General features: G+C 32.6%; 22 protein-coding genes. 2 read left to right on the forward strand and 20 right to left on the reverse strand.

All coding sequences use genetic code 11. The features are described from left to right. Nucleotides 1–89: 89 nt before the first annotated feature. The 5 genes from K6T82_RS08340 to K6T82_RS08360 form a co-directional block, all read right to left on the reverse strand. Nucleotides 90–668 carry a PhnA domain-containing protein gene (locus K6T82_RS08340; protein ID WP_223705472.1) on the reverse strand — a complete coding sequence of 193 codons (579 nt, stop codon included), beginning with the start codon at nt 666–668 and terminating at the stop codon, nt 90–92. 76 nt (nt 669–744) lie between these two features. Further along, on the reverse strand, nt 745–1203 hold the full coding sequence (coaD, locus tag K6T82_RS08345) for a pantetheine-phosphate adenylyltransferase (protein ID WP_223705473.1): 459 nt from the start codon (nt 1201–1203) through the stop codon (nt 745–747). A 51-nt stretch (nt 1204–1254) separates the two neighbouring features. Next, nucleotides 1255–1908, reverse strand: a complete 654-nt coding sequence (locus tag K6T82_RS08350) for a hypothetical protein (RefSeq protein ID WP_223705474.1) — start codon at nt 1906–1908, stop codon at nt 1255–1257. A gap of 117 nt (nt 1909–2025) precedes the next feature. Next, nucleotides 2026–2718, reverse strand: a complete 693-nt coding sequence (locus K6T82_RS08355; protein ID WP_223705475.1) for a DUF421 domain-containing protein — start codon at nt 2716–2718, stop codon at nt 2026–2028. A gap of 175 nt (nt 2719–2893) precedes the next feature. Continuing rightward, nucleotides 2894–3865 carry a D-alanine--D-alanine ligase gene (locus K6T82_RS08360; protein WP_223705476.1) on the reverse strand — a complete coding sequence of 324 codons (972 nt, stop codon included), beginning with the start codon at nt 3863–3865 and terminating at the stop codon, nt 2894–2896. A 234-nt stretch (nt 3866–4099) separates the two neighbouring features. Between K6T82_RS08360 and K6T82_RS08365 the strand changes: the two genes are divergently transcribed. Both K6T82_RS08365 and K6T82_RS08370 read left to right on the forward strand, forming a co-directional pair. Beyond that, nucleotides 4100–4720 carry a PASTA domain-containing protein gene (locus tag K6T82_RS08365; protein ID WP_223705477.1) on the forward strand — a complete coding sequence of 207 codons (621 nt, stop codon included), beginning with the start codon at nt 4100–4102 and terminating at the stop codon, nt 4718–4720. Further along, nucleotides 4710–5753, forward strand: a complete 1044-nt coding sequence (locus K6T82_RS08370; RefSeq protein ID WP_223705478.1) for an RluA family pseudouridine synthase — start codon at nt 4710–4712, stop codon at nt 5751–5753. Before K6T82_RS08365 ends, K6T82_RS08370 begins: the two co-directional genes overlap by 11 nt. 253 nt (nt 5754–6006) lie before the next feature. Here K6T82_RS08370 and K6T82_RS08375 read toward each other — a convergent pair whose 3' ends face one another. The 15 genes from K6T82_RS08375 to K6T82_RS08445 all read right to left on the reverse strand — a co-directional run bounded on the left by K6T82_RS08375 (nt 6007) and on the right by K6T82_RS08445 (nt 18122). Continuing rightward, nucleotides 6007–7248, reverse strand: a complete 1242-nt coding sequence (locus K6T82_RS08375) for an ATP-binding cassette domain-containing protein (RefSeq protein WP_223705479.1) — start codon at nt 7246–7248, stop codon at nt 6007–6009. Between the two features lie 15 nt (nt 7249–7263). Further along, the gene (locus K6T82_RS08380) at nt 7264–8109 is read right to left on the reverse strand and encodes a sulfurtransferase (RefSeq protein WP_223705480.1); all 846 of its coding nucleotides are present in this window, start codon (nt 8107–8109) and stop codon (nt 7264–7266) included. Between the two features lie 4 nt (nt 8110–8113). Continuing rightward, nucleotides 8114–8968 carry a ThuA domain-containing protein gene (locus tag K6T82_RS08385; protein ID WP_223705481.1) on the reverse strand — a complete coding sequence of 285 codons (855 nt, stop codon included), beginning with the start codon at nt 8966–8968 and terminating at the stop codon, nt 8114–8116. A 17-nt stretch (nt 8969–8985) separates the two neighbouring features. Next, the gene (locus K6T82_RS08390) at nt 8986–9375 is read right to left on the reverse strand and encodes a DUF1398 domain-containing protein (protein ID WP_144214307.1); all 390 of its coding nucleotides are present in this window, start codon (nt 9373–9375) and stop codon (nt 8986–8988) included. A gap of 109 nt (nt 9376–9484) precedes the next feature. Continuing rightward, nucleotides 9485–10474, reverse strand: a complete 990-nt coding sequence (locus tag K6T82_RS08395) for an alpha/beta fold hydrolase (protein WP_223705482.1) — start codon at nt 10472–10474, stop codon at nt 9485–9487. Between the two features lie 141 nt (nt 10475–10615). Then, complete coding sequence (locus K6T82_RS08400; protein ID WP_223705483.1) at nt 10616–11464, reverse strand: mechanosensitive ion channel family protein; 849 nt, start codon at nt 11462–11464, stop codon at nt 10616–10618. A 16-nt stretch (nt 11465–11480) separates the two neighbouring features. Continuing rightward, nucleotides 11481–11906, reverse strand: a complete 426-nt coding sequence (locus K6T82_RS08405) for a hypothetical protein (protein ID WP_223705484.1) — start codon at nt 11904–11906, stop codon at nt 11481–11483. Nucleotides 11907–11918: 12 nt separating this feature from the next. Continuing rightward, nucleotides 11919–12356, reverse strand: coding sequence for an acyl-CoA thioesterase (locus K6T82_RS08410; RefSeq protein ID WP_057122622.1), 438 nt, complete (start codon nt 12354–12356; stop codon nt 11919–11921). An 88-nt stretch (nt 12357–12444) separates the two neighbouring features. Beyond that, the gene (locus K6T82_RS08415; protein ID WP_223705695.1) at nt 12445–12864 is read right to left on the reverse strand and encodes a nuclease-related domain-containing protein; all 420 of its coding nucleotides are present in this window, start codon (nt 12862–12864) and stop codon (nt 12445–12447) included. After that, a complete protein-coding gene (locus K6T82_RS08420; RefSeq protein ID WP_223705485.1) occupies nt 12861–13541 on the reverse strand; it encodes a hypothetical protein in 681 nt (226 codons plus the stop codon). Before K6T82_RS08420 ends, K6T82_RS08415 begins: the two co-directional genes overlap by 4 nt. A 15-nt stretch (nt 13542–13556) precedes the next feature. Continuing rightward, the gene (locus K6T82_RS08425) at nt 13557–14018 is read right to left on the reverse strand and encodes an SRPBCC family protein (protein WP_223705486.1); all 462 of its coding nucleotides are present in this window, start codon (nt 14016–14018) and stop codon (nt 13557–13559) included. A 70-nt stretch (nt 14019–14088) separates the two neighbouring features. Next, nucleotides 14089–14559 carry a hypothetical protein gene (locus K6T82_RS08430; RefSeq protein WP_223705487.1) on the reverse strand — a complete coding sequence of 157 codons (471 nt, stop codon included), beginning with the start codon at nt 14557–14559 and terminating at the stop codon, nt 14089–14091. A 46-nt stretch (nt 14560–14605) separates the two neighbouring features. Next, the gene (locus tag K6T82_RS08435) at nt 14606–15865 is read right to left on the reverse strand and encodes a Na+/H+ antiporter (protein ID WP_223705488.1); all 1260 of its coding nucleotides are present in this window, start codon (nt 15863–15865) and stop codon (nt 14606–14608) included. A gap of 18 nt (nt 15866–15883) precedes the next feature. Continuing rightward, nucleotides 15884–16612 carry a hypothetical protein gene (locus K6T82_RS08440; RefSeq protein WP_223705489.1) on the reverse strand — a complete coding sequence of 243 codons (729 nt, stop codon included), beginning with the start codon at nt 16610–16612 and terminating at the stop codon, nt 15884–15886. A gap of 22 nt (nt 16613–16634) precedes the next feature. Then, nucleotides 16635–18122: a TlpA family protein disulfide reductase gene (locus K6T82_RS08445; RefSeq protein WP_223705490.1), complete on the reverse strand. Its 1488-nt coding sequence runs from the start codon at nt 18120–18122 to the stop codon at nt 16635–16637. Between the last annotated feature and the right edge of the window lie 74 nt (nt 18123–18196).

An 18196-nucleotide genomic window follows, 5' to 3' on the forward strand; every position in this document is an offset into this window, starting at 1 on the left:
TTATGGTGTTGAGGGGGCAAAGCGATAAAAGTTAATTTAGTATGTAAAACTTTGTCCCTTTGTTACTTTGTCCCTTTGAACCTCAAAAATTAAATTTTTTTCACATATTGCGTAATAATCACAATCTGCTGGCCATCTACTTTTCCTTCGATATATTCAGCGTTTTCGTGGTCTAGACGGATGTTTCTAACCGCAGTTCCTTGCTTGGCAACCATACTTGATCCTTTTACTTTAAGATCTTTGATTAAAACAACAGAATCTCCATGTTGTAGGACTACACCGTTACTATCGCGGTGAACTAATTTATTTTCGTCATCTTCGCCTTCTCCAGTTGCTTTTGCCCAATCAAGAGTTTCATCATCTAGATACATCATATCCAGTAATTCCTGTGGCCATCCTGCAGCACGCATTCGACTTAACATTCTCCAGGCTACAACTTGTACAGCAACGTTTTCATTCCACATACTGTCATTAAGGCATCTCCAGTGATTTAAATCTACGTTGTTTGGATTTTCAATTTGGTCAATACAGGTATTACAGGCTAATATAGCTTCATCAAGACCACCTTTTCTATTTGGAAGGACTTGATAAACTTTTAAATTTTCTTCATTTCCGCAAAGTTCACATTTAGACCCGCTACGTTTGCTTAATTCTCTTTCGATGCTCATTATTATTGTTTGTTTTAAAAATGCGAAATTACTTATATTTTGCTTCGCTTGCAAATGTATGATTTATGCAGTATTATTATTTTTTAGCTCTGACCGCATTTGGAACCAACATTTCATATTCGCCACCATGACGCAATACATCGCGTACAATACTCGAGCTGATAAATGAGGTACTCGCAGCAGTTAGTAAAAATACCGTTTCAATTTTAGAAAGTTTTCTGTTGGTGTGTGCAATCGCTTTTTCAAATTCGAAATCAGCTGGATTACGCAATCCTCTTACTATGAAATTGGCTTTCAGTTTTTTTGCCAAATCAATGGTTAGGCCTTCATAAGTAATAACCGAAACTTTGGGTTCATTTTTGAAAGTTTCTTCAATAAAACGCTTTCTTTCTTCTAATGAAAACATGTATTTTTTTTCGGCGTTTACACCAATTGCAATTACGATTTCGTCAAATAAAGGAAGTCCTCTTTTAATAATGTCTTCGTGTCCAAGTGTAATCGGGTCAAATGATCCTGGGAATATGGCTTTTCTCATTTTTTGAGGTTCTAAGTTGATAAGGTTCTGAGATGCTAAGGTACAAAGGTTTTACTTTGTCACGGGAATTTTATATTCTGATTTTTGTGTTTCTACTGAATAAGCGTTGCGTCTGATTTTTATAATTTCATCATTTTGATAAAGTCGTATTAATTCCTTTTTTGAATAAGAAACTTTTCTGTCGGTGTAATTCTCAGTTTTGTCCAAATCATCAACTTCATAAGGTAGGTATGCATCAAAATCGTTATGAGTAGCATAAATACTGTCATTTGTTATTTTGTCAATTTTGAAGGTCGAATAATAACCGTTTGAGAACTTTACATTATAGACGTCGCCAACGATGGGTTTTTGAATTAAAACATCTGTTTCGTTTTCGTCTTGGAAATATTGGTTTATACCGTAAATGAGGAGTAAAAAAAGAATAAACGTTCCTGAAAACATCCAAAGTGAACTATCCAATTTTTCATTCTTAAGTTTTTCTTGTCCTTCTAAAGATAAATCTTCGTAATAAAACCAATTTTTGCAACTTGTACATTGAATGTCCACAATCTTTCCCACAGGAAAAAGCGGAATTGACGTAATAGAAACATAACGTCTAAAAATGCTGAAATTTAAAGTATTGTCAATCTTGCAATTCGGACATTTTTCATTTGAAATAAATCCGTTTTTAACGTTTGAATCTTTGGTTCCAATTAATAATAGCATTTTTTTGAGGTTCTAAGTTGCTAAGGTTCTGAGATGCTAAGTTTTAAGCTTCTTATTAAAATTGAATTTTGATATTGTAATTGATGTTGTGTTTGGATTTTAAATTTTGGAATTCTCCTACGTTATCCTTTTTGTATTAATAGATTCAACCCATTCGTCTTTTTTACAGACTTTACAATTTGCTGTTCCTGCTTTTTGTTCTTCTGTATTTCCACAGAAACTGCAAGAGTAAATGCCATCAGTAGGGATGAATTTACTTTTTGCATAAAATAAGGAAGGCAGAATTGGTAATCCGTATCCAACCTCTTTGTCTTCGTAGTAAAAAACACTTATCTCACCACTGGTTTCAATAAAAGCATGTTTGACTTGCCCTAAATGTTCAATAGATTTGATACGCAATTCTGCGAAAAACTCATCTTGCGCCAAACTTTCTTTTCTGAAAGTAGAAACAGAAAATTTCCCATCATTGATCAAACATTCGGTTTTACCTTCTATAAACTCTTCAAACTTCTTGCTTTTTCCTGTCAGCCAGGTTACAGAACGGTATAAAATAATAATCGTAGAAAAAACTATCGCTGCAGGAATAATTCCGACATCTTCATAAAACATTGGGTCGCCGGCAGCAGAACCTAATGCAATAATAATTACGGTTTCGAAAATAGATAATTGTTTTACACCTCTTTTTCCTGCCAGTTTTAAGGTCAGTAAAAGAATGATAAACATTACGGTTGAACGAAATATTACTTCAAAAATAAAGCTCTCTGGTAGATTGTTAAAAAGAAGTCTTTCCCACTCGAAAATTTGTTTCATTTTTTAATTGCTAAAAATTATCTATCTAAGGTACTAAGTTTTGATGTCTAAGATGTATTTAAATTTCCATGTCTCAAACTACGTTTTTCTGTAAATTTTGATAAACAAGCAATTCTAAAAATAAAAGTAAAGGTGCTAAAATCTTAGAATCTTAGCACCTTTGTATTTTAGTAACTTATTTCAAAGCTAACTCAATCGCATTTGTAAATAAATCTTGCAGAGAAATTCCGGCCGCTTTTGCTTGTTGCGGAATCAAGCTTTCTGTTGTTAAGCCAGGAATCGTGTTCATTTCCAACATATGTGGTTCGTCGTTTACAATGATGAATTCGCTTCTTGAGAAACCTTTCATTTTTAAAACTTCGTAAGCACGTTTTGCAGTTTCTCCGACTTTTTTAGTCATTTCGTCAGAGATTCTCGCTGGTGTTATTTCTTGAGATTTCCCTTTGTATTTTGCTTCATAATCAAAGAAATCATTGTCTGATACAATTTCTGTAATCGGCAACACTTTAATTTCACCTTGGTAATTGATTACTCCAACAGAAACCTCAGTTCCGTCAAGGAAACTTTCAATGATGATTTCGTTGTCTTCTTTATAAGCCACTTCAATAGCAATTGGAAGTTCAGCTTCTGTTTTTACTTTCGAAATTCCGAAACTTGAACCTGCTTTGTTTGGTTTGACGAAACAAGGAAGTCCCACTTTTTTCACGATTTCTGCTGTATTGATTTCGTCTCCTTTATTCAAATAATAAGAAACAGCCGTTTTGATTCCGTATGGTTTTAGAACAGACAATAAATCTCTTTTATTGAAGGTTAGAGCCGATTGATAGTAATCGCAAGAAGATTGTGGCAGACCGATTAATTCGAAATACGCCTGCATTAAACCGTCTTCACCCGGAGTTCCGTGAATAGCATTGAAAACACAGTCAAAAGTAATTTTTTCGCCGTTTACTGTAACTGAAAAATCATTTTTATCTATTGGGAATTCGGCATCGTTTTGGTCTACATAAACCCATTTTTCTTTAAAAATGTGAATACGGAATCCGTTGTATTTTGTTTTGTCAAGATATTGATAAACGACATTTCCGCTGATTAAAGAGATCTTGTATTCGCTAGAATAGCCGCCCATGATGATGGCAATGTTTTTCATGTTTTTGTTTCAGGTTTTAATTTGTTTACTTCGTCTGTTCGGCTTTTAGCCTCGGGGTCAAGTTTCAGGTTTTACTATGAAATGTTAATCTGTTTTTGAAACTTTTATTGAGTATATGATTTTTTAATAAATAACGTTCTTATGAAACCAATTCCAAAGATCTTTGTTTTAAACAAAATTATCATTTTTTTTGAAACGAAATACTTTATCTTTGTCGCTATTAAAAATAAATTTATGAGTTTACGTCAGTATTTAACAAGTCGAGTTTTTTTCTTGCAATTGCTTGCGGCCGCAGCTATTATCGCGATTATTGGTTACTTATTTATGCATTGGTTGACTTTTACAACAGATCACGGACACGAAATTGCAGTGCCAAATTTGTCTAAATTGACCGAAGAACAAGTAGAGCAAAAGCTTGATGAACTGGATTTGGATTACGTTCTACTAGACAGTGTTGATTACAGAAGTGAATTTCCTAAATATAGTGTTGTTGAGCAAGATCCGCTTCCTGGAACGAAAGTGAAAGTGGGAAGAAAAATTTATATAAAGATTAATGCTTCAGGTTTTTCTTCTGTGAAAATTCCTGATTTGATTGAAAAAACATACCGCGAGGCTGTGCCAACTTTGAAGGCATTAGGTCTTGAGCTTGGAACCATTACCTACATTCCAAATCTTGGAAAAGATATGGTTTTGGAAATGCGTTTGAAAGGTAGAAACTTAAAAGTAGGAGATCGTGTGCTTAAAGCCTCTAAAATTGATTTGGTTTTAGGTGACGGAAAAGCAAGTTATGTTGATGAAAGTCAGTCGGATAGTACAGCTACGGCGCCTGCAGAAACCCCAAATGATGAACAATAATATTGAAGAAAACTTAGATCTGGAAGACGAATTATTCGAACATTACAGATTTGAAGTCCCAAAAGGTCAAGCGTTTTTGCGTATTGACAAATATTTAATGTATTTGATTCCGAATGCCACACGAAATAAAATTCAGAATGCGGCAACGAATGGAAATATTTTTGTGAATGATATTCCAGTAAAATCAAATTATAAAGTGAAACCTCTTGATGTGATAACGGTTATGTTGTCGCATCCTCCTTTTGAAAATCATATTCTACCAGAAGATATTCCGTTGAATATTGTTTATGAAGATGACGCTCTCTTGTTAATCAATAAAGAGCCAGGAATGGTTGTGCATCCAGGTCACGGTAATTATACTGGGACTTTGGTAAATGCTTTGGCGCATCATTTTGATAATTTGCCAATGAACAGCAGCGAACGACCAGGTTTGGTGCATCGAATTGACAAAGATACTTCTGGACTTTTGGTTGTGGCCAAGACAGAAGCAGCAATGACGCATTTAGCAAAACAATTTGAAGCTAAAACAACCGAACGTGAGTATATTGCTCTTGTTTGGGGAAATGTTGTGGCAGATAGCGGTACAATTGAAGGAAACTTAGCAAGACATTTGAAAGATCGCATGCAAATGGCGGTTTTTGATGATCCAGAAATTGGTAAACCTGCCATTACGCATTATAAAGTTTTGGAGCGTTTTGGTTATGTAACTCTTATTTCTTGTAAACTGGAAACTGGAAGAACACACCAGATTCGTGCGCACATGAAACATATTGGGCATCCGTTATTTAATGATGAACGTTACGGCGGACATTTGATTTTGAAAGGAACTACTTTTACAAAATACAAACAGTTTATAGAAAATTGTTTTAAAGCTTTGCCACGTCAGGCTTTACATGCTAAAACACTTGGTTTTGTTCATCCGAATACAGGAGAAATGATGCGATTTGATACAGAACTGCCTCAAGATTTTAAAGATTGCATCGAGAAATGGCAAAATTATGTGAAGTCGCATAATGTTGAAGATGAAATGTAATTAGATGATTAGAAAATGTGCCAATTAGAAAATTACTTGAATATTGGTTAAAATAAAAAAAAGCTCCTTTTGGGAGCTTTTTTGTTTTTACGATATTTTTATTCGTTCCAATATTCCGTAGAGACGCACTGTAGTGTGTCTATGTATTGTGGATATTCGTTGGGGAGACGCACTGCAGTGCGCCTCTACAAATATGTTTTAGGTTATAATTGATAATTATCTAATTATCTAATTGACACATTTTTTAATTATCTTAATTCAATTCTGAGTGGTATTTTATTTTTCCAACTGAACCCGTTTCTGACGGTAAAAGTTCGAAAACAGAAGTAGGAGCGAGGCCTTGTTCTATTCTATGTGAAACGTAAATAATACTTACGTTTGTTTCTTGTTTGATGGTGTTGATTAATTGAATCACTAAATCTACATTTTCATCGTCTAAGCCTTCAACCGGTTCGTCAAGAATTAATAATGGCGGATGTTTTAAAACCGCACGAACAATTAATGCTACTCGTTGTTGCCCGATAGAAAGATCGATGAAACGTTTTTTTCTTAAGTGCGTCATTTCGATTACTTCAAGCCATTGTGTAACTATATTTTTTTGATGTGTTGTTGGTTCTGTGTACAATCCGATTGAGTCAAAGAATCCTGATAAAATCATTTGTTCCAATGTGTGACTTTTTTGGAATAAATCGGTCATCGATGTCGTGAAAATTCCGATTTGTTTTTTGATTTCCCAAACACTTTCGCCAGTTCCTTTTTTTCTTCCAAACAAAAATAAATTCTGTCCAAAACCTTTCGGATTATCTCCTGTAATTAAAGATAAAATGGTACTTTTTCCAGAACCATTCGGACCTATTAATTGCCAGAATTCGCCTTGTTTTATAGTCCACGAAATGTTGTTCAGAATTTTTTGTTCTTCGTAACTTACTGAAACATCGTCTAATTTTATTAAGACACTTTCGTGAAAATTATGTGGTTCTGCAGCTTTAGGAATTGCAGCAGTATTTAAAGTTTTAAAATGATTGTCGTTTTTTACAAAAGGATGTAATTCGAATGAATTGTCTTTTATTAATGCTTTATTTGGAACAAAATCCAATACATCGACATTACGATTCAATAATTGAATAATCGCAATAGAATCGGTTAGTTTTTCTAAAGATTGTGCCAAAACAACTCTCGAAGCTTGATCTAAATGATCAAACGGATTATCAAAAATGATAAAATCTGGTTTTTGATCAATGCAATAGCGTAAAAACTCTTTTTTGCGTTCTCCAGAAGAAAAAGTTCTCAATTGTCTGTTAGATGTTGTTGAAGCTTCAACGCTGTCGTATTGAAACTCTTTTTCAATAAATTTTTCAATTGAAATATCGGAGAAAAGAATTCCTTTTTGGTTATTAAAAACGGCTAAATCTCCTTTTGCTTCTCCGTTCAATATATTGTCTATAAAAGCTTTTTTGTTTACCTGATTAGATAAAAGTATATCCCAATGCTGCATTGTGTTTTTTTAATATTATTTATTCTCTTTTAAAGCCATTTCGCGGTCGTTTCTCGACCATTCGCTCCAAGAGCCGACATATAGTTTTGGAATTGGAATTCCAGCGTAATCCATTGCTAATAGTGTGTGGCAAGCTGTAACACCCGAACCGCAATGAACGATTGTATTTTCTAGTTTTTTGTTCCCAAGAATCGCTGTGTATTTTTCAGCCAATTCATCGGAAGATTTAAATAATCCGTTTTCGTTCAAATTTTCAGTTAAAGGAACGTTCACAGCTCCCGGAATATGTCCTGCAATTAAATCCAACGGTTCTGTTAAGCCTTCAAATCTATTTTTGTCTCGAACATCGATTACAATATTTTGATCATTCTTACGAGCTTTTTCAACTTCTTCTATATCCGCTAAGGCTAATTTCCATTCTTTAGAAGGGTATGTTGTTTTTTCAAAAGTTTCAGTTCCAGAATTTGTTTGAAAACCTGCTTGGAGAGCAGCTTGATAGCCACCATTTAAAACCTGAATTTTTTCATGTCCCACGGCACGCATCATCCACCAGAATCTGGCAGCGAAGTTTGAACCATTTTTATCATCATAAACCACAACATGATCTAAAGGTAAAATTCCTAAAGAGGAAAGTGTTTTTGCAAATTCATCGGGAGAAGGCAATGGATGTCTTCCACCATGAGCAGGATTTTCTGGAATGGAAGCCAAATCACGATTTAAATCTACAAAACGCGCACCTTTTAAATGTTCGTTTTGGTATACTTCAAAAGCATTTGATCCAGCTCTTGCATCAATTAAAATGATTTCTGAAGCAGATATCAATTCTTCAGCAGAAATTAGTGGTGAGATAGTTGCAGCCATTCTTTTATTTTTTCTTTGAATTTCCCATCCAAAGAAGGGCATTCAAAATTAATTGACTTTCTGTTTTATTTTCAAAAGTGTACGATAAGGTTTTGTTTGTTCCGCCTTCGTAATCAATATCATTATGTCCCATATTTACGTACAGCATTTTGTATTTTTTGTTTGTCCAAACCACAGGATAATAACCGCTATGCCAAATTTCATGAGCTTTTGGACCAGTTCCTAAAGGAAAACTAGATTCATCTATTGCCAATAAAATTTCAATATCTGGATTTTTGGTCAAATCATTTGACCATCTGTACCATTCGTTTGGCGCTGAACTAAACGTCTTTGGCAGATTTTTAGTTACAGGATGCTGATTTTCTACCCTTAAAACAGCAGATGTAGGTCTCCACGTATTGCTTCCATATTCACCAGAACCTAAAAAAGTGTTATGATACCAATTCCAATCTTCTGGATAACTTGAATCTTTTAAAGCGAAAGCTGAGAAATGAAATCCAATAAAACCACCACCGTTTTCCATGTACTTTTGAAAAGCCTCACGTTGTTCTTTCTTTTCCGGACGTGTGTCTAAAAATAAGACAACCTGATATTTTGATAGAAATTTTGCGTTCAAATTTTCCCAATTACTGGTTGAATCGTATTGGAAATGATTTTCAGAAGCCAATTTCGGAAAGTATTTATTCGCTTCATGCACAAAACTAATATGCGCCTGATCGTTTTTTGCGGTATAAAATGCGATTACTTTAAATTTTGAATGTTCTTTTTTGGTTTGAGAAAAACCAAATAGAGAAATCAGCAATGCAAAAAATATAGTACTTCTTTTAAAAACAGTTTTCGGATTTAAATGGACAGACATGAAACGGTCGTGATAAATTAGCTAGGAATTTTTTCAATCAAAATCTCGTTTTCAGATTTGTCAAAATAAGTGCAGGTCATTTCGACAATATCAACACGCCATTTTGCAATTCCCGCTTGTGCACAGTGATTGCAGAAAGTCATATAATCGGTCTCTCCATGCTGATGTTTTACCAAATTTTCTATAAAAAGCTCTTTGTTTGGAAAGTCAGCTACTTTGATTTCAGGATATTTTTCTTCCGCTTCAGCGGTATAATTATTTAATCCATAATAAACAACACTTCCATCTTTTACATAAGTGTCATAACCTTTTACTCCTAAGATGATTAAATCTTGAATGTAATTTGGAAAATCTGCTCCCGATTTTACTTTTGAATGTGCTTCTTTTATTTGTTCTATTGTAAACATGTTTCTTAGATTTTAAGTTAGTTAAGGTTTTCCGCCACGAATTCACGAATTATTTTTAAAGATTTTTTTTTGAAGAAAAAATTCGTGAATTCGTGGCGGAAAAAAAAAATTATTTCAAAAATACGATTAATGATTTTATAAATGAATCAAAAGATTCAATATGTGGCAAATGTCCCGTATTTGGAATTTCGACCAGTTTTGCATTCGGAATTGCTTTTTGTGTTTTTTTGCCCAATTCAGCATAGTTTCCCATTGTTTTTTGAATTTCGGCAGCAACTAAAGGTTTTCCTAAAGCGGTTTTATCTCTCGTTCCAATGATTAAAAGTGTTGGACTTTTTATGTTTTTAAATTCATATAAAACGGGTTGTGTAAAAATCATATCGTACAAAAGAGCAGAATTCCATGCTACCTTGTTATAATCTGGTGCGGTTGTCCAGCCGGCGCCAAGTTCTGCCCATTTCTGGTAATCGGTATTCCATTTTCCGTCATAATAATTGGCCATTTGGTATTTTTTGATGCCTTCGTAATTTTGTTTCAATTCAGATTCATACCACCAATCTACAGGTTTGTAAGGAACAATCAATTTCCAATCTTCTAAACCAATCGGATTTTCTAAAACCAGTTTTTCTGTAGTTTCAGGATACATCAATGCAAAGCGTGTTGCCAGCATTCCGCCCATTGAATGTCCTAAGATGGTTGTTTTTAGAATTCCTAAATGATCTAAAAGTTTTTTTGTGTTTTCTGCTAATTGCTGAAATGTATATTGAAAATTGTCTGGTTTTGTCGATTTTCCGAAACCAATTTGATCTGGAACAATTACGCGGAAACCTTCTTTCGTTAAAGCTTTAATTGTAGTTTCCCAATAAGCGCCGTTGAAGTTTTTTCCATGCAGTAAAACAATATTTTTATTGTTGTAATTGGTTGGTTTAATATCCATATAAGCTATTTTAAGAGCTTGACGTTGGTTATTCAGTTCTAAAAACTGAACAGGAAAAGGATATTCGTAGTTCGTTAGATTAATGTCTAATTGTTTGATTTTCTGTTCTTGTGCAAAACAGAAAACGGGCAATAAAAGTATAAGAAGTCTTAAGGTTTTCATTCAGAAACGGTTTTTATTAAGGATTATAAATTTACCGCTATGCATTTTTAAAACCAAAAAATAGATTCTTAAAGTTATCTCAAAAAAGCGATTGAGTTAAAAATTAAGTTGTTACAGCAATTTTGCCTTAGTGAATGAAATTTATTTTAAATCGTTGTTTTTTAAAGTGATAACACGTTGTGGATAAGGAATATCAATATTACTTTCATCAAATCTCTTTTTGATGCTTTGTAATAAATCACAATACATTACAAAACCGTCAGTAGAATTTTTTGCCCAAGCCCATGCTTTTAGATTGACACTCGAATCGGCCAGCGCAACAACTCTTGCTACAACCAAAGGTGTTTTTTGTTTTTTGGCTTCGGCAGTTCTAGTATCAATAAATAATGGATGTTTGGCAATTTCTTCTTGCATGATTTCTAATGCTTTTTCGATATCAGAATCATAGCCAATTCCGATTTCGATTATTTTGCAACTTTTAATATCATGCATATTTGTATTTACAATAATCTGATTGCTGATAACCGAATTTGGAATGATGATTCGATTGTTTTCTGCATCTTTCAAAACTACCTGACGAAGATTAATATCTTCAACAGTACCTACAAAATTGTTAATCGTTATCTTATCATTGATTTTAAAAGGTTTAAAAATAACTAAGAAAATACCGCTCACAATATTACTTAAAGCTTGTTGAGAAGCCAAACCAGCAACAAGAGAAATAACCCCAGCGCCCGCTAAAAAAGAGTGCCCAATAATTTTAAATTCAGGAATTTGAATTAAAGCAAAAGCAAATCCAAGAATGTAAATTACAGTGATGACGAGATGTTTTAAAAAACGAAATCCAGTTGCATCGTAATCTTTGTCGCTGAGTTTACGATATAAGAAATAACGAAGGATCTTATCGGTCAAAGCGCCTAAAAGAATCGTAACAATGCCTATAATGGCGATAAAAATACCGATTCTAAAGTCTTTTACATAATCAATCATAATTAGAGAATTTTGATTAATGAGAAACGACAGATTCTATCAACCAATTACTTTTTACTTTTAATAATTTAAATTTTATTTGAGAAGTTGCCTCTTTATTTGGCGTGACAATTATTTGAGCAGTCGAATCTGTAACTTCTTTTTCAAAATAAGAAGCCTCTTTTTCTTTGTCCAAAAATGCTGATTTTCGGTCGTCGGGTAAGCTTTTTTCCATTTTTTTGATGGTTTCCAAAAGCATTAAATTAGGTTTGTTTGGTATCAGAAATTCTTTTGCAGCTTTAAAATCAAAATGATTAGTTGCAGCCAAATAAGCTTGTACGGTTTCTTTCGGAGACTTAATCTCTTTTGTAGTGTTTATGTCGTCAGGAGATTGGTCTTCCTCACGAGATTTGCAATTAGTAAAAAGAGCCAAAACAACTATAAAAGAGATTAAGTATTTCATAATTTGATGTTTTTAAAGTCCAACAAAATCATCACTTTTTGGAAAAATTGACAATGCCTGAATAGCAATTTCAGGAGTTGGAGAAGCCAGTTTTCTTAATTTGGTATCCATCCAAGCACCATCAACAGTAATTGTTGCGCATAGCGTGTCGTCTTCTCTTCTGAATTCATGAATAATCGACCAGCGTGAAGCATCGGCTTTCATTTTTGATGTTTTGGTATGAATGAAGATTTTATCAGAAAGCTTTAATTCTTTTCTAAAAACACATTCTTCTCTAAATAAAACAGGACCAAAACCCTGTGTCTGCATAACCTTAAGTGTTAATCCTAATTCTTCTAAGATTTCGATACGATGTTGTGCGCCAAAATCATAGTAAGCACTATGACGAACGTGAAAATTGGGATCAAGATCTGACCAGCGAAAAGATATTTCTTTTGTAAATGAAGCCATTTTTTAAATTATTGTATTTTAATGATAAACCGAAATTACGAATTTTTGTAATTATAATTTTTCTACTATGGTAATTTATAGTTTCTTTTTACATAGTTAATTTTGAAATTACTTTATTGTGTTGTGAGAGATTTTGTAAATGATCAGCTATGCTTTCGGTTTCATTTTTAGTGAAGCTAGAATTAAAATATTTTATGTACGATATTAATTCATTAAGTCCAAGTATTTTAATAAATTGAAATTGTTCTCTTGGAGGATTATTTATGAAAACGATAATATTTTTGATCGGGATTTTTCTATTTCCCCAATGTTGTCTCACAAAATTCCAATTATGTTTTCTTGAAGTAATGTCCAAGAGTTTGAATAAAGCATAATTTGTTCTAAGAATTTGTTGTACTGGAGAACGTAAATCTAAATTATCTAGGGAATGATTGCTCCAATTTTTTGTTTCAATGATAAAAATACCCATTTGAGAAATTAATAGGTGATCAATTTGAATGGATTTTATAAAGTCGTTATTATTTTAATAGGAGTGGTGAAGCTATAACAGAAATCATTTATTAGAGTGTAATCATCTGATAGTCCTCTCAGTATATTTTCTACTTTTTGTTCGCCAATTGCTCCATAGATTGTATTGTTAAGTTTTGTTATGACTTCTTTTTTTAATTCAAATTTTTGAAAATCAATAAAACTGCTGCTATTTACAGCATCTTGAAAATTAGTAGAAATATATTCGAAACGTTTATTCTTTTTTCTAATTAATTTTTTAGTTGAGTGTTTCAAAAGAATAATTCTAAATGAAAATTTCAATTGCACAAACCAAAATTCAACATGAATCATAAGATTCATCCAATAGTCTTTTACTGTAGCAATAATTCTAGAATTAGTTTCAGGTAAATCTTCAATTTCTTGATTTAGATCAGTAAGTTTTTGTTGTAATTCATTTTTTAATTCACTCGTTTTTTGAGGTATGAAAGTGTTTAATTCAGAAAGTTCATTTTCTAGAAATGCTTTTTCATCCTGTATTAGTTTGTTGTGATCAGAAATTATTTTCTGTTCTGTAGTGTGAAAGTTTTTTTGAAAATCAATGAGCTCATTTATAGAATTAAAATCATCAATATTGTTTCTGACTAATTCAAGTTGTAAGGTATTTAAGCACCCAATTTTATTATGAACTCTACACATAAACCTTGATATTTATTACAATTTCATTTTTGAAAGTTCTACTTCCAACTTATCAAAATTCTCTTCATTTTTATCTACAACATAAGGTTTAAGCTTCTGACATTCTTCCTCCGTTTCAAAAAGCATTTTAAAAACTACTTTTGTCTGATTTTCTGCAACCGTTTCAAAGGTGGTTAGAATCTGAAAAAGAGGTTTAGAATGACGTTTCCAGGCGATTAAATTGGGTTTTTCAATTTTGATGAATTCACATTCGTTGGCATAATTACCCACTTCGGGACCGTGCATAATAAAATTCCATTTACCGCCTTCGCAAAAATTAAATTCATTAAATGTATTGGTAAAACCCTTTGGTCCCCACCAATTTTTTAAATGTTCAGGATCGCTCCAGGCCTTAAAAACCAATTCTTGCGGAAAATTTAAAACTCGTATCGTAACGATTTCTGAATCGGGCGTTGTGGAAAGAATCTCGGAAGTCATAACAGAAAAAATTAAGTTAAACGAATATCAGTTTTGTAAAGTTAGATTTAATTTTTTAGCAATCAATCGTTTAATTAAGACTTTCTTGATTATCCCATTCGTATTCTATTTTGTTTATTTTAATGTAATACGGAATCAATAGTAAAATTTCTAAACGTAAAGGAAAATGACCATCTTCTCTTGTAAAGGGCAAGATAAACATGGAAGCCAAACAAATCACGACACCAACAATAGCATCGATTTTGGCAATCATTATCGCATTGTCTTTCTCAAACCAAAGAGAATAAGCTGCAAAACCTTTCAGAGTCATAATTGCAATAATAAAAATTCCGAGTCCCGAATAGGCAGTATTGCTCGAAAAGCCATAAAGCGATAATTCGACGTTGTCTGTAAAAGCATTTCCGATTAATGATGCCAAACCGCAAACCGCTAGGATCATGAAAATCCAGCAGAAAGTTTTAATCCACCATGGGAGTAGTTTTCTTCTAATGATTTTTGGTTTGTCAAATTCGTCAAAATGGCCGTCTAGTTCTTGGTTCATAGTTTGTTTGGGATTAAATTGATTTATGTATAAAAGGGTTAATGATTTATTCTTCTCTAATGTTTAATTTTTTGACGATCCATGGTAATGTAAGTCCTTGACCTACAATTGTCATTAGAACCACAACTACAGAAATGAAAATTATTGCATTTCTCTGCGGAAAAGGAGTTCCATCTTCAAGAAATTTTGGTAATCCTAAAGCAATAGCTAGAGATACAATTCCACGCATTCCAGACCAGCTGATAATAAAACTGTTTTTAGTGTCCAATAAAGCATGTTCGCTGACTTTTCTCTTTTTGGTACTGTTTTTTAAAAATGATTTCTGAAGGTTCTTCTTCTGAAAAAATACCCTTACCATTCTAGTTAACAAAGCAACAATTGTAATTATGGCAGCGTAACCAATGTAAGGTAAAATCATACCATCGTCAATATTTTTTAAAATATATCGAAAGTTAAGTCCGATTAAAATAAAGATTAATCCATTCAATAGAAAAATAATAATATCCCAAAGACTTTTCGAATTGTTTTTTAAATTTTCAGGAAAGATTTTATTGCTTAAACGTGCCATTGCCAAACCTAAAATTACAACTGCGATTACTCCTGAAACATGTAGATGTTCTGCAACAAGGTAAGTGACAAAGGGCATTAAAAGCATAAAACTGACAGTTACATTGATGTTTTTGCGAACCTTTCCTAGAATGAAAGCCAGGATTTTGCCCATAACAAAACCTACTAGGAATCCGCCAACTAGTAAGAAAACAAAATTTAGTGTTGCTTTCCAGATTATAAAGGTAGAGCCCATTACGGCAGCCACAGCAAATCGATAAGCGACTAGTGCAGAAGCATCATTGATAAGACTTTCGCCTTCCAATATGGTAATTGTTTTTTCGGGTATACCAAGCCCTTTTGTAATATTTACTGCGGCAACGGCATCTGTAGCAGAAAGAATGGCGCCCAACACAAATGATAAAGGCCAGCTCATTCCTGGAATTAAGCAATGTGAGGCTACCGCAATCCAAAATGTAGTAAGAAAAACTAACGGGATTGCCAAGGTGCTTATGGTGCTTAAATTGGTTTTAAAGTGCTTGGGAGAAATATTAAAAGAAGCATCATACAATAAAGGAGGAAGAAATATCAGGAAAATAATATCAGGATTTATTTCAATTTCATTCATCGTCGGAATAAAGCCAATTGCCACACCTACAATTACTAAAAGAATAGGGTAGGGAAGTTTTGATTTTTCTGCAAATGCAGAAAGACCTATAACTATCGCAAGTATAAAAATGATGATGGTATAATTTTCCATTATTCTGCAGGCTAATTTTTAAAAGTCAGAGATTGAAGTTTTTTCAAATAAATGAGGTTTTCTTTTTATTTTAGAAGTATTAGATGTAGTTGGCTCATTTTCCTGCATTGTATTGGTTTCAGTGGTTGTTACTTCACTCTTTTCGTAATCGTATAAAGACGACGAATGGCTACCAGCACCGCCAAAGTAAGTTTCCATCTTATACAGTATAAGGTCGTTTTCTAGATACTTAAATGTACTTAAAAATGTTCCGCTGGCGCCGCCGCCATAAAGATTTATATGCAATGCTCCTTTTTCAATACTAATGTTTTCTGTATCATACAGTTTGTAATCGTAATCATTATATTCTAAAGGAATTGTTATATCCGAAAATTTATCTAAACGATAGGAATGATCTTCATTTTGTAAAAGAATCAACATTGGTCTTTTTAAAACATTGCTTTTTTTATGCTTGAAAACAAGGGCAACATCATCTAAATTATCATTGTTTAAATCTCCTTCAGCTTCATATTGAATTTCATAAACATAAGGAACGAAATCTGTAATTTTATTTCCTGTTTTTGGGTAAGTAACATTAGGTTCTTCGGGAATGCTTTCCTCTATTTCTTCGCCTATTTCTTCAATTTTTTGCTGTGGAAGACTGTCTACAATTTCAACGTTTTTTGTATCGTTATTTGATTGTTTTTTGCAAGATTGAAGAGCGAAAATAAATATAATAACTGCGATAATCGATGATAGTTTATTCATTGAAATGATGTTGCCTAAATAATTAATTTTTGATGAGTTCTATTTTTAAATTTTCGATTTTAGAAGGACCGCTCATTCTTTTATTAATGATATTTCCGTTTTCATCTGCCAGGAAATGCCACGGAATTGCCAAAGATGAATTGCCATTTAAAATTCTTAAGTCAGCATCTAATTTTTCATTTACTCTAATGTGATAACCTTCTAGATTGTAAAAATGAGCCATTTCTTTCCATTGTTTTTCTTTAAAATCTTTATCAATTGAGATATAGACCATTGTAATGTTTTTAGATTTTAGCAATTCGTACAATTTGGCATTGTATTTAAATTCCTCTTTGCACGGACCACACCACGTTGCCCAGACATCGACATAATATTGCTTTCCTTTTAAATCTTTTAAAACGTCTTTTAACAAAGTAAAATCTGCGGTATTTTCTGCAAACTTAATTTTTTCATTTAAAGATTCCTTTTGTTTGTTATGAAAATTAATGACGGGAATAATAACAGGTTCTAAAAAAGAAATAAAACGGCTTGAAGGGTATTCTTTTTTAAATTGATCAAAAAGGGTAAGCAGTTCTTTTTCATAATTTTGATTAATCGCATTGTAATAAATGTAAGCTGCGATGAAATATTCTAATTGAAATCCAGTTAAATATTTTTTTGCAGTTTCAATATTATGAGTATGAATAAGTCCTTTTTTTCCAATTTCTGATAATGCAGAAGTGGTTACTTTTTCTAAAATCAATTCCTTGTAACGTAAATAATTTTCGATGTAAAAATAAAACCAAGGCGAACTTAAAAGCTTTGGATCTGTAATAGGATTTGATTGAAAAACAGATGCCCAAAGTTCAGAATATTCTACTTCTGTCAAGGTGTTTTTATTTCTTTCTGAATTTAAAAAGTTGATAAAGGCGAGACTTCCTTGTGCGCCTTTGTAAAAATAATCTCGATCTGATTCAATAAGATCATAAAAGTTTTTTGAAATCTTTTTCTCTTTCAATAATTTTTTAAAACCGATGATTTCGGTTTGGTAGCTTTGATTGAGTTTTTGATTGATATTATAAACGATGCTGTCCTTTTGGTAATTTCTTGTTTCGAGTTCAAAGTGACCGCCGACAATCATACTTCGATTAGAAAGTTGATTGTATAATTCTTGGCCTTTTTGGTTTGAAGATTCTACGCGGAATTTATTTTCAGCATTTTCGGTATTGATATCAACTTTATAATTCATTCCAGGCTCGGCAATTAAGGTTCCAAATGATTTATAATTGTTTGATAGATCAATAAAACAAGTTTTGTCTGAATGCAGTTGTATTTCAAAATTTCCTGCTGAATCTGGTTGTATAGAATTGGTAAAACCAAAATATTCGATTCCGTTAATAGGCAAGGTATATTCAATTGTTTCAGGGATTTTTCCATTTATTTTTCCGGTTATTTTAATATTGTCCTTTTTGGTCTGACAAATTGAAATTGCAGGAAGCATTAGTATTAGGATTAATTGAAACAACTTCATAGTTTAAGGTTTTAATTAATTTTTGATTACCTCAAATATAGATTTTTTATTATGTAAAAAACGCATTTTTAAAG

This window comes from Flavobacterium potami, assembly GCF_020026915.1.
Lineage (GTDB): Bacteria > Bacteroidota > Bacteroidia > Flavobacteriales > Flavobacteriaceae > Flavobacterium > Flavobacterium potami.

Bases quoted from the DNA above. Each gene is read 5' to 3' on its own strand.
- K6T82_RS08340 (WP_223705472.1), bottom strand. From the start codon at position 668: ATGAGCATCGAAAGAGAATTAAGCAAACGTAGCGGGTCTAAATGTGAA.
- coaD (WP_223705473.1), bottom strand. From the start codon at position 1,203: ATGAGAAAAGCCATATTCCCAGGATCATTTGACCCGATTACACTTGGA.
- K6T82_RS08350 (WP_223705474.1), bottom strand. From the start codon at position 1,908: ATGCTATTATTAATTGGAACCAAAGATTCAAACGTTAAAAACGGATTT.
- K6T82_RS08355 (WP_223705475.1), bottom strand. From the start codon at position 2,718: ATGAAACAAATTTTCGAGTGGGAAAGACTTCTTTTTAACAATCTACCA.
- K6T82_RS08360 (WP_223705476.1), bottom strand. From the start codon at position 3,865: ATGAAAAACATTGCCATCATCATGGGCGGCTATTCTAGCGAATACAAG.
- K6T82_RS08365 (WP_223705477.1), top strand. From the start codon at position 4,100: ATGAGTTTACGTCAGTATTTAACAAGTCGAGTTTTTTTCTTGCAATTG.
- K6T82_RS08370 (WP_223705478.1), top strand. From the start codon at position 4,710: ATGAACAATAATATTGAAGAAAACTTAGATCTGGAAGACGAATTATTC.
- K6T82_RS08375 (WP_223705479.1), bottom strand. From the start codon at position 7,248: ATGCAGCATTGGGATATACTTTTATCTAATCAGGTAAACAAAAAAGCT.
- K6T82_RS08380 (WP_223705480.1), bottom strand. From the start codon at position 8,109: ATGGCTGCAACTATCTCACCACTAATTTCTGCTGAAGAATTGATATCT.
- K6T82_RS08385 (WP_223705481.1), bottom strand. From the start codon at position 8,968: ATGTCTGTCCATTTAAATCCGAAAACTGTTTTTAAAAGAAGTACTATA.
- K6T82_RS08390 (WP_144214307.1), bottom strand. From the start codon at position 9,375: ATGTTTACAATAGAACAAATAAAAGAAGCACATTCAAAAGTAAAATCG.
- K6T82_RS08395 (WP_223705482.1), bottom strand. From the start codon at position 10,474: ATGAAAACCTTAAGACTTCTTATACTTTTATTGCCCGTTTTCTGTTTT.
- K6T82_RS08400 (WP_223705483.1), bottom strand. From the start codon at position 11,464: ATGATTGATTATGTAAAAGACTTTAGAATCGGTATTTTTATCGCCATT.
- K6T82_RS08405 (WP_223705484.1), bottom strand. From the start codon at position 11,906: ATGAAATACTTAATCTCTTTTATAGTTGTTTTGGCTCTTTTTACTAAT.
- K6T82_RS08410 (WP_057122622.1), bottom strand. From the start codon at position 12,356: ATGGCTTCATTTACAAAAGAAATATCTTTTCGCTGGTCAGATCTTGAT.
- K6T82_RS08420 (WP_223705485.1), bottom strand. From the start codon at position 13,541: ATGTGTAGAGTTCATAATAAAATTGGGTGCTTAAATACCTTACAACTT.
- K6T82_RS08425 (WP_223705486.1), bottom strand. From the start codon at position 14,018: ATGACTTCCGAGATTCTTTCCACAACGCCCGATTCAGAAATCGTTACG.
- K6T82_RS08430 (WP_223705487.1), bottom strand. From the start codon at position 14,559: ATGAACCAAGAACTAGACGGCCATTTTGACGAATTTGACAAACCAAAA.
- K6T82_RS08435 (WP_223705488.1), bottom strand. From the start codon at position 15,865: ATGGAAAATTATACCATCATCATTTTTATACTTGCGATAGTTATAGGT.
- K6T82_RS08440 (WP_223705489.1), bottom strand. From the start codon at position 16,612: ATGAATAAACTATCATCGATTATCGCAGTTATTATATTTATTTTCGCT.
- K6T82_RS08445 (WP_223705490.1), bottom strand. From the start codon at position 18,122: ATGAAGTTGTTTCAATTAATCCTAATACTAATGCTTCCTGCAATTTCA.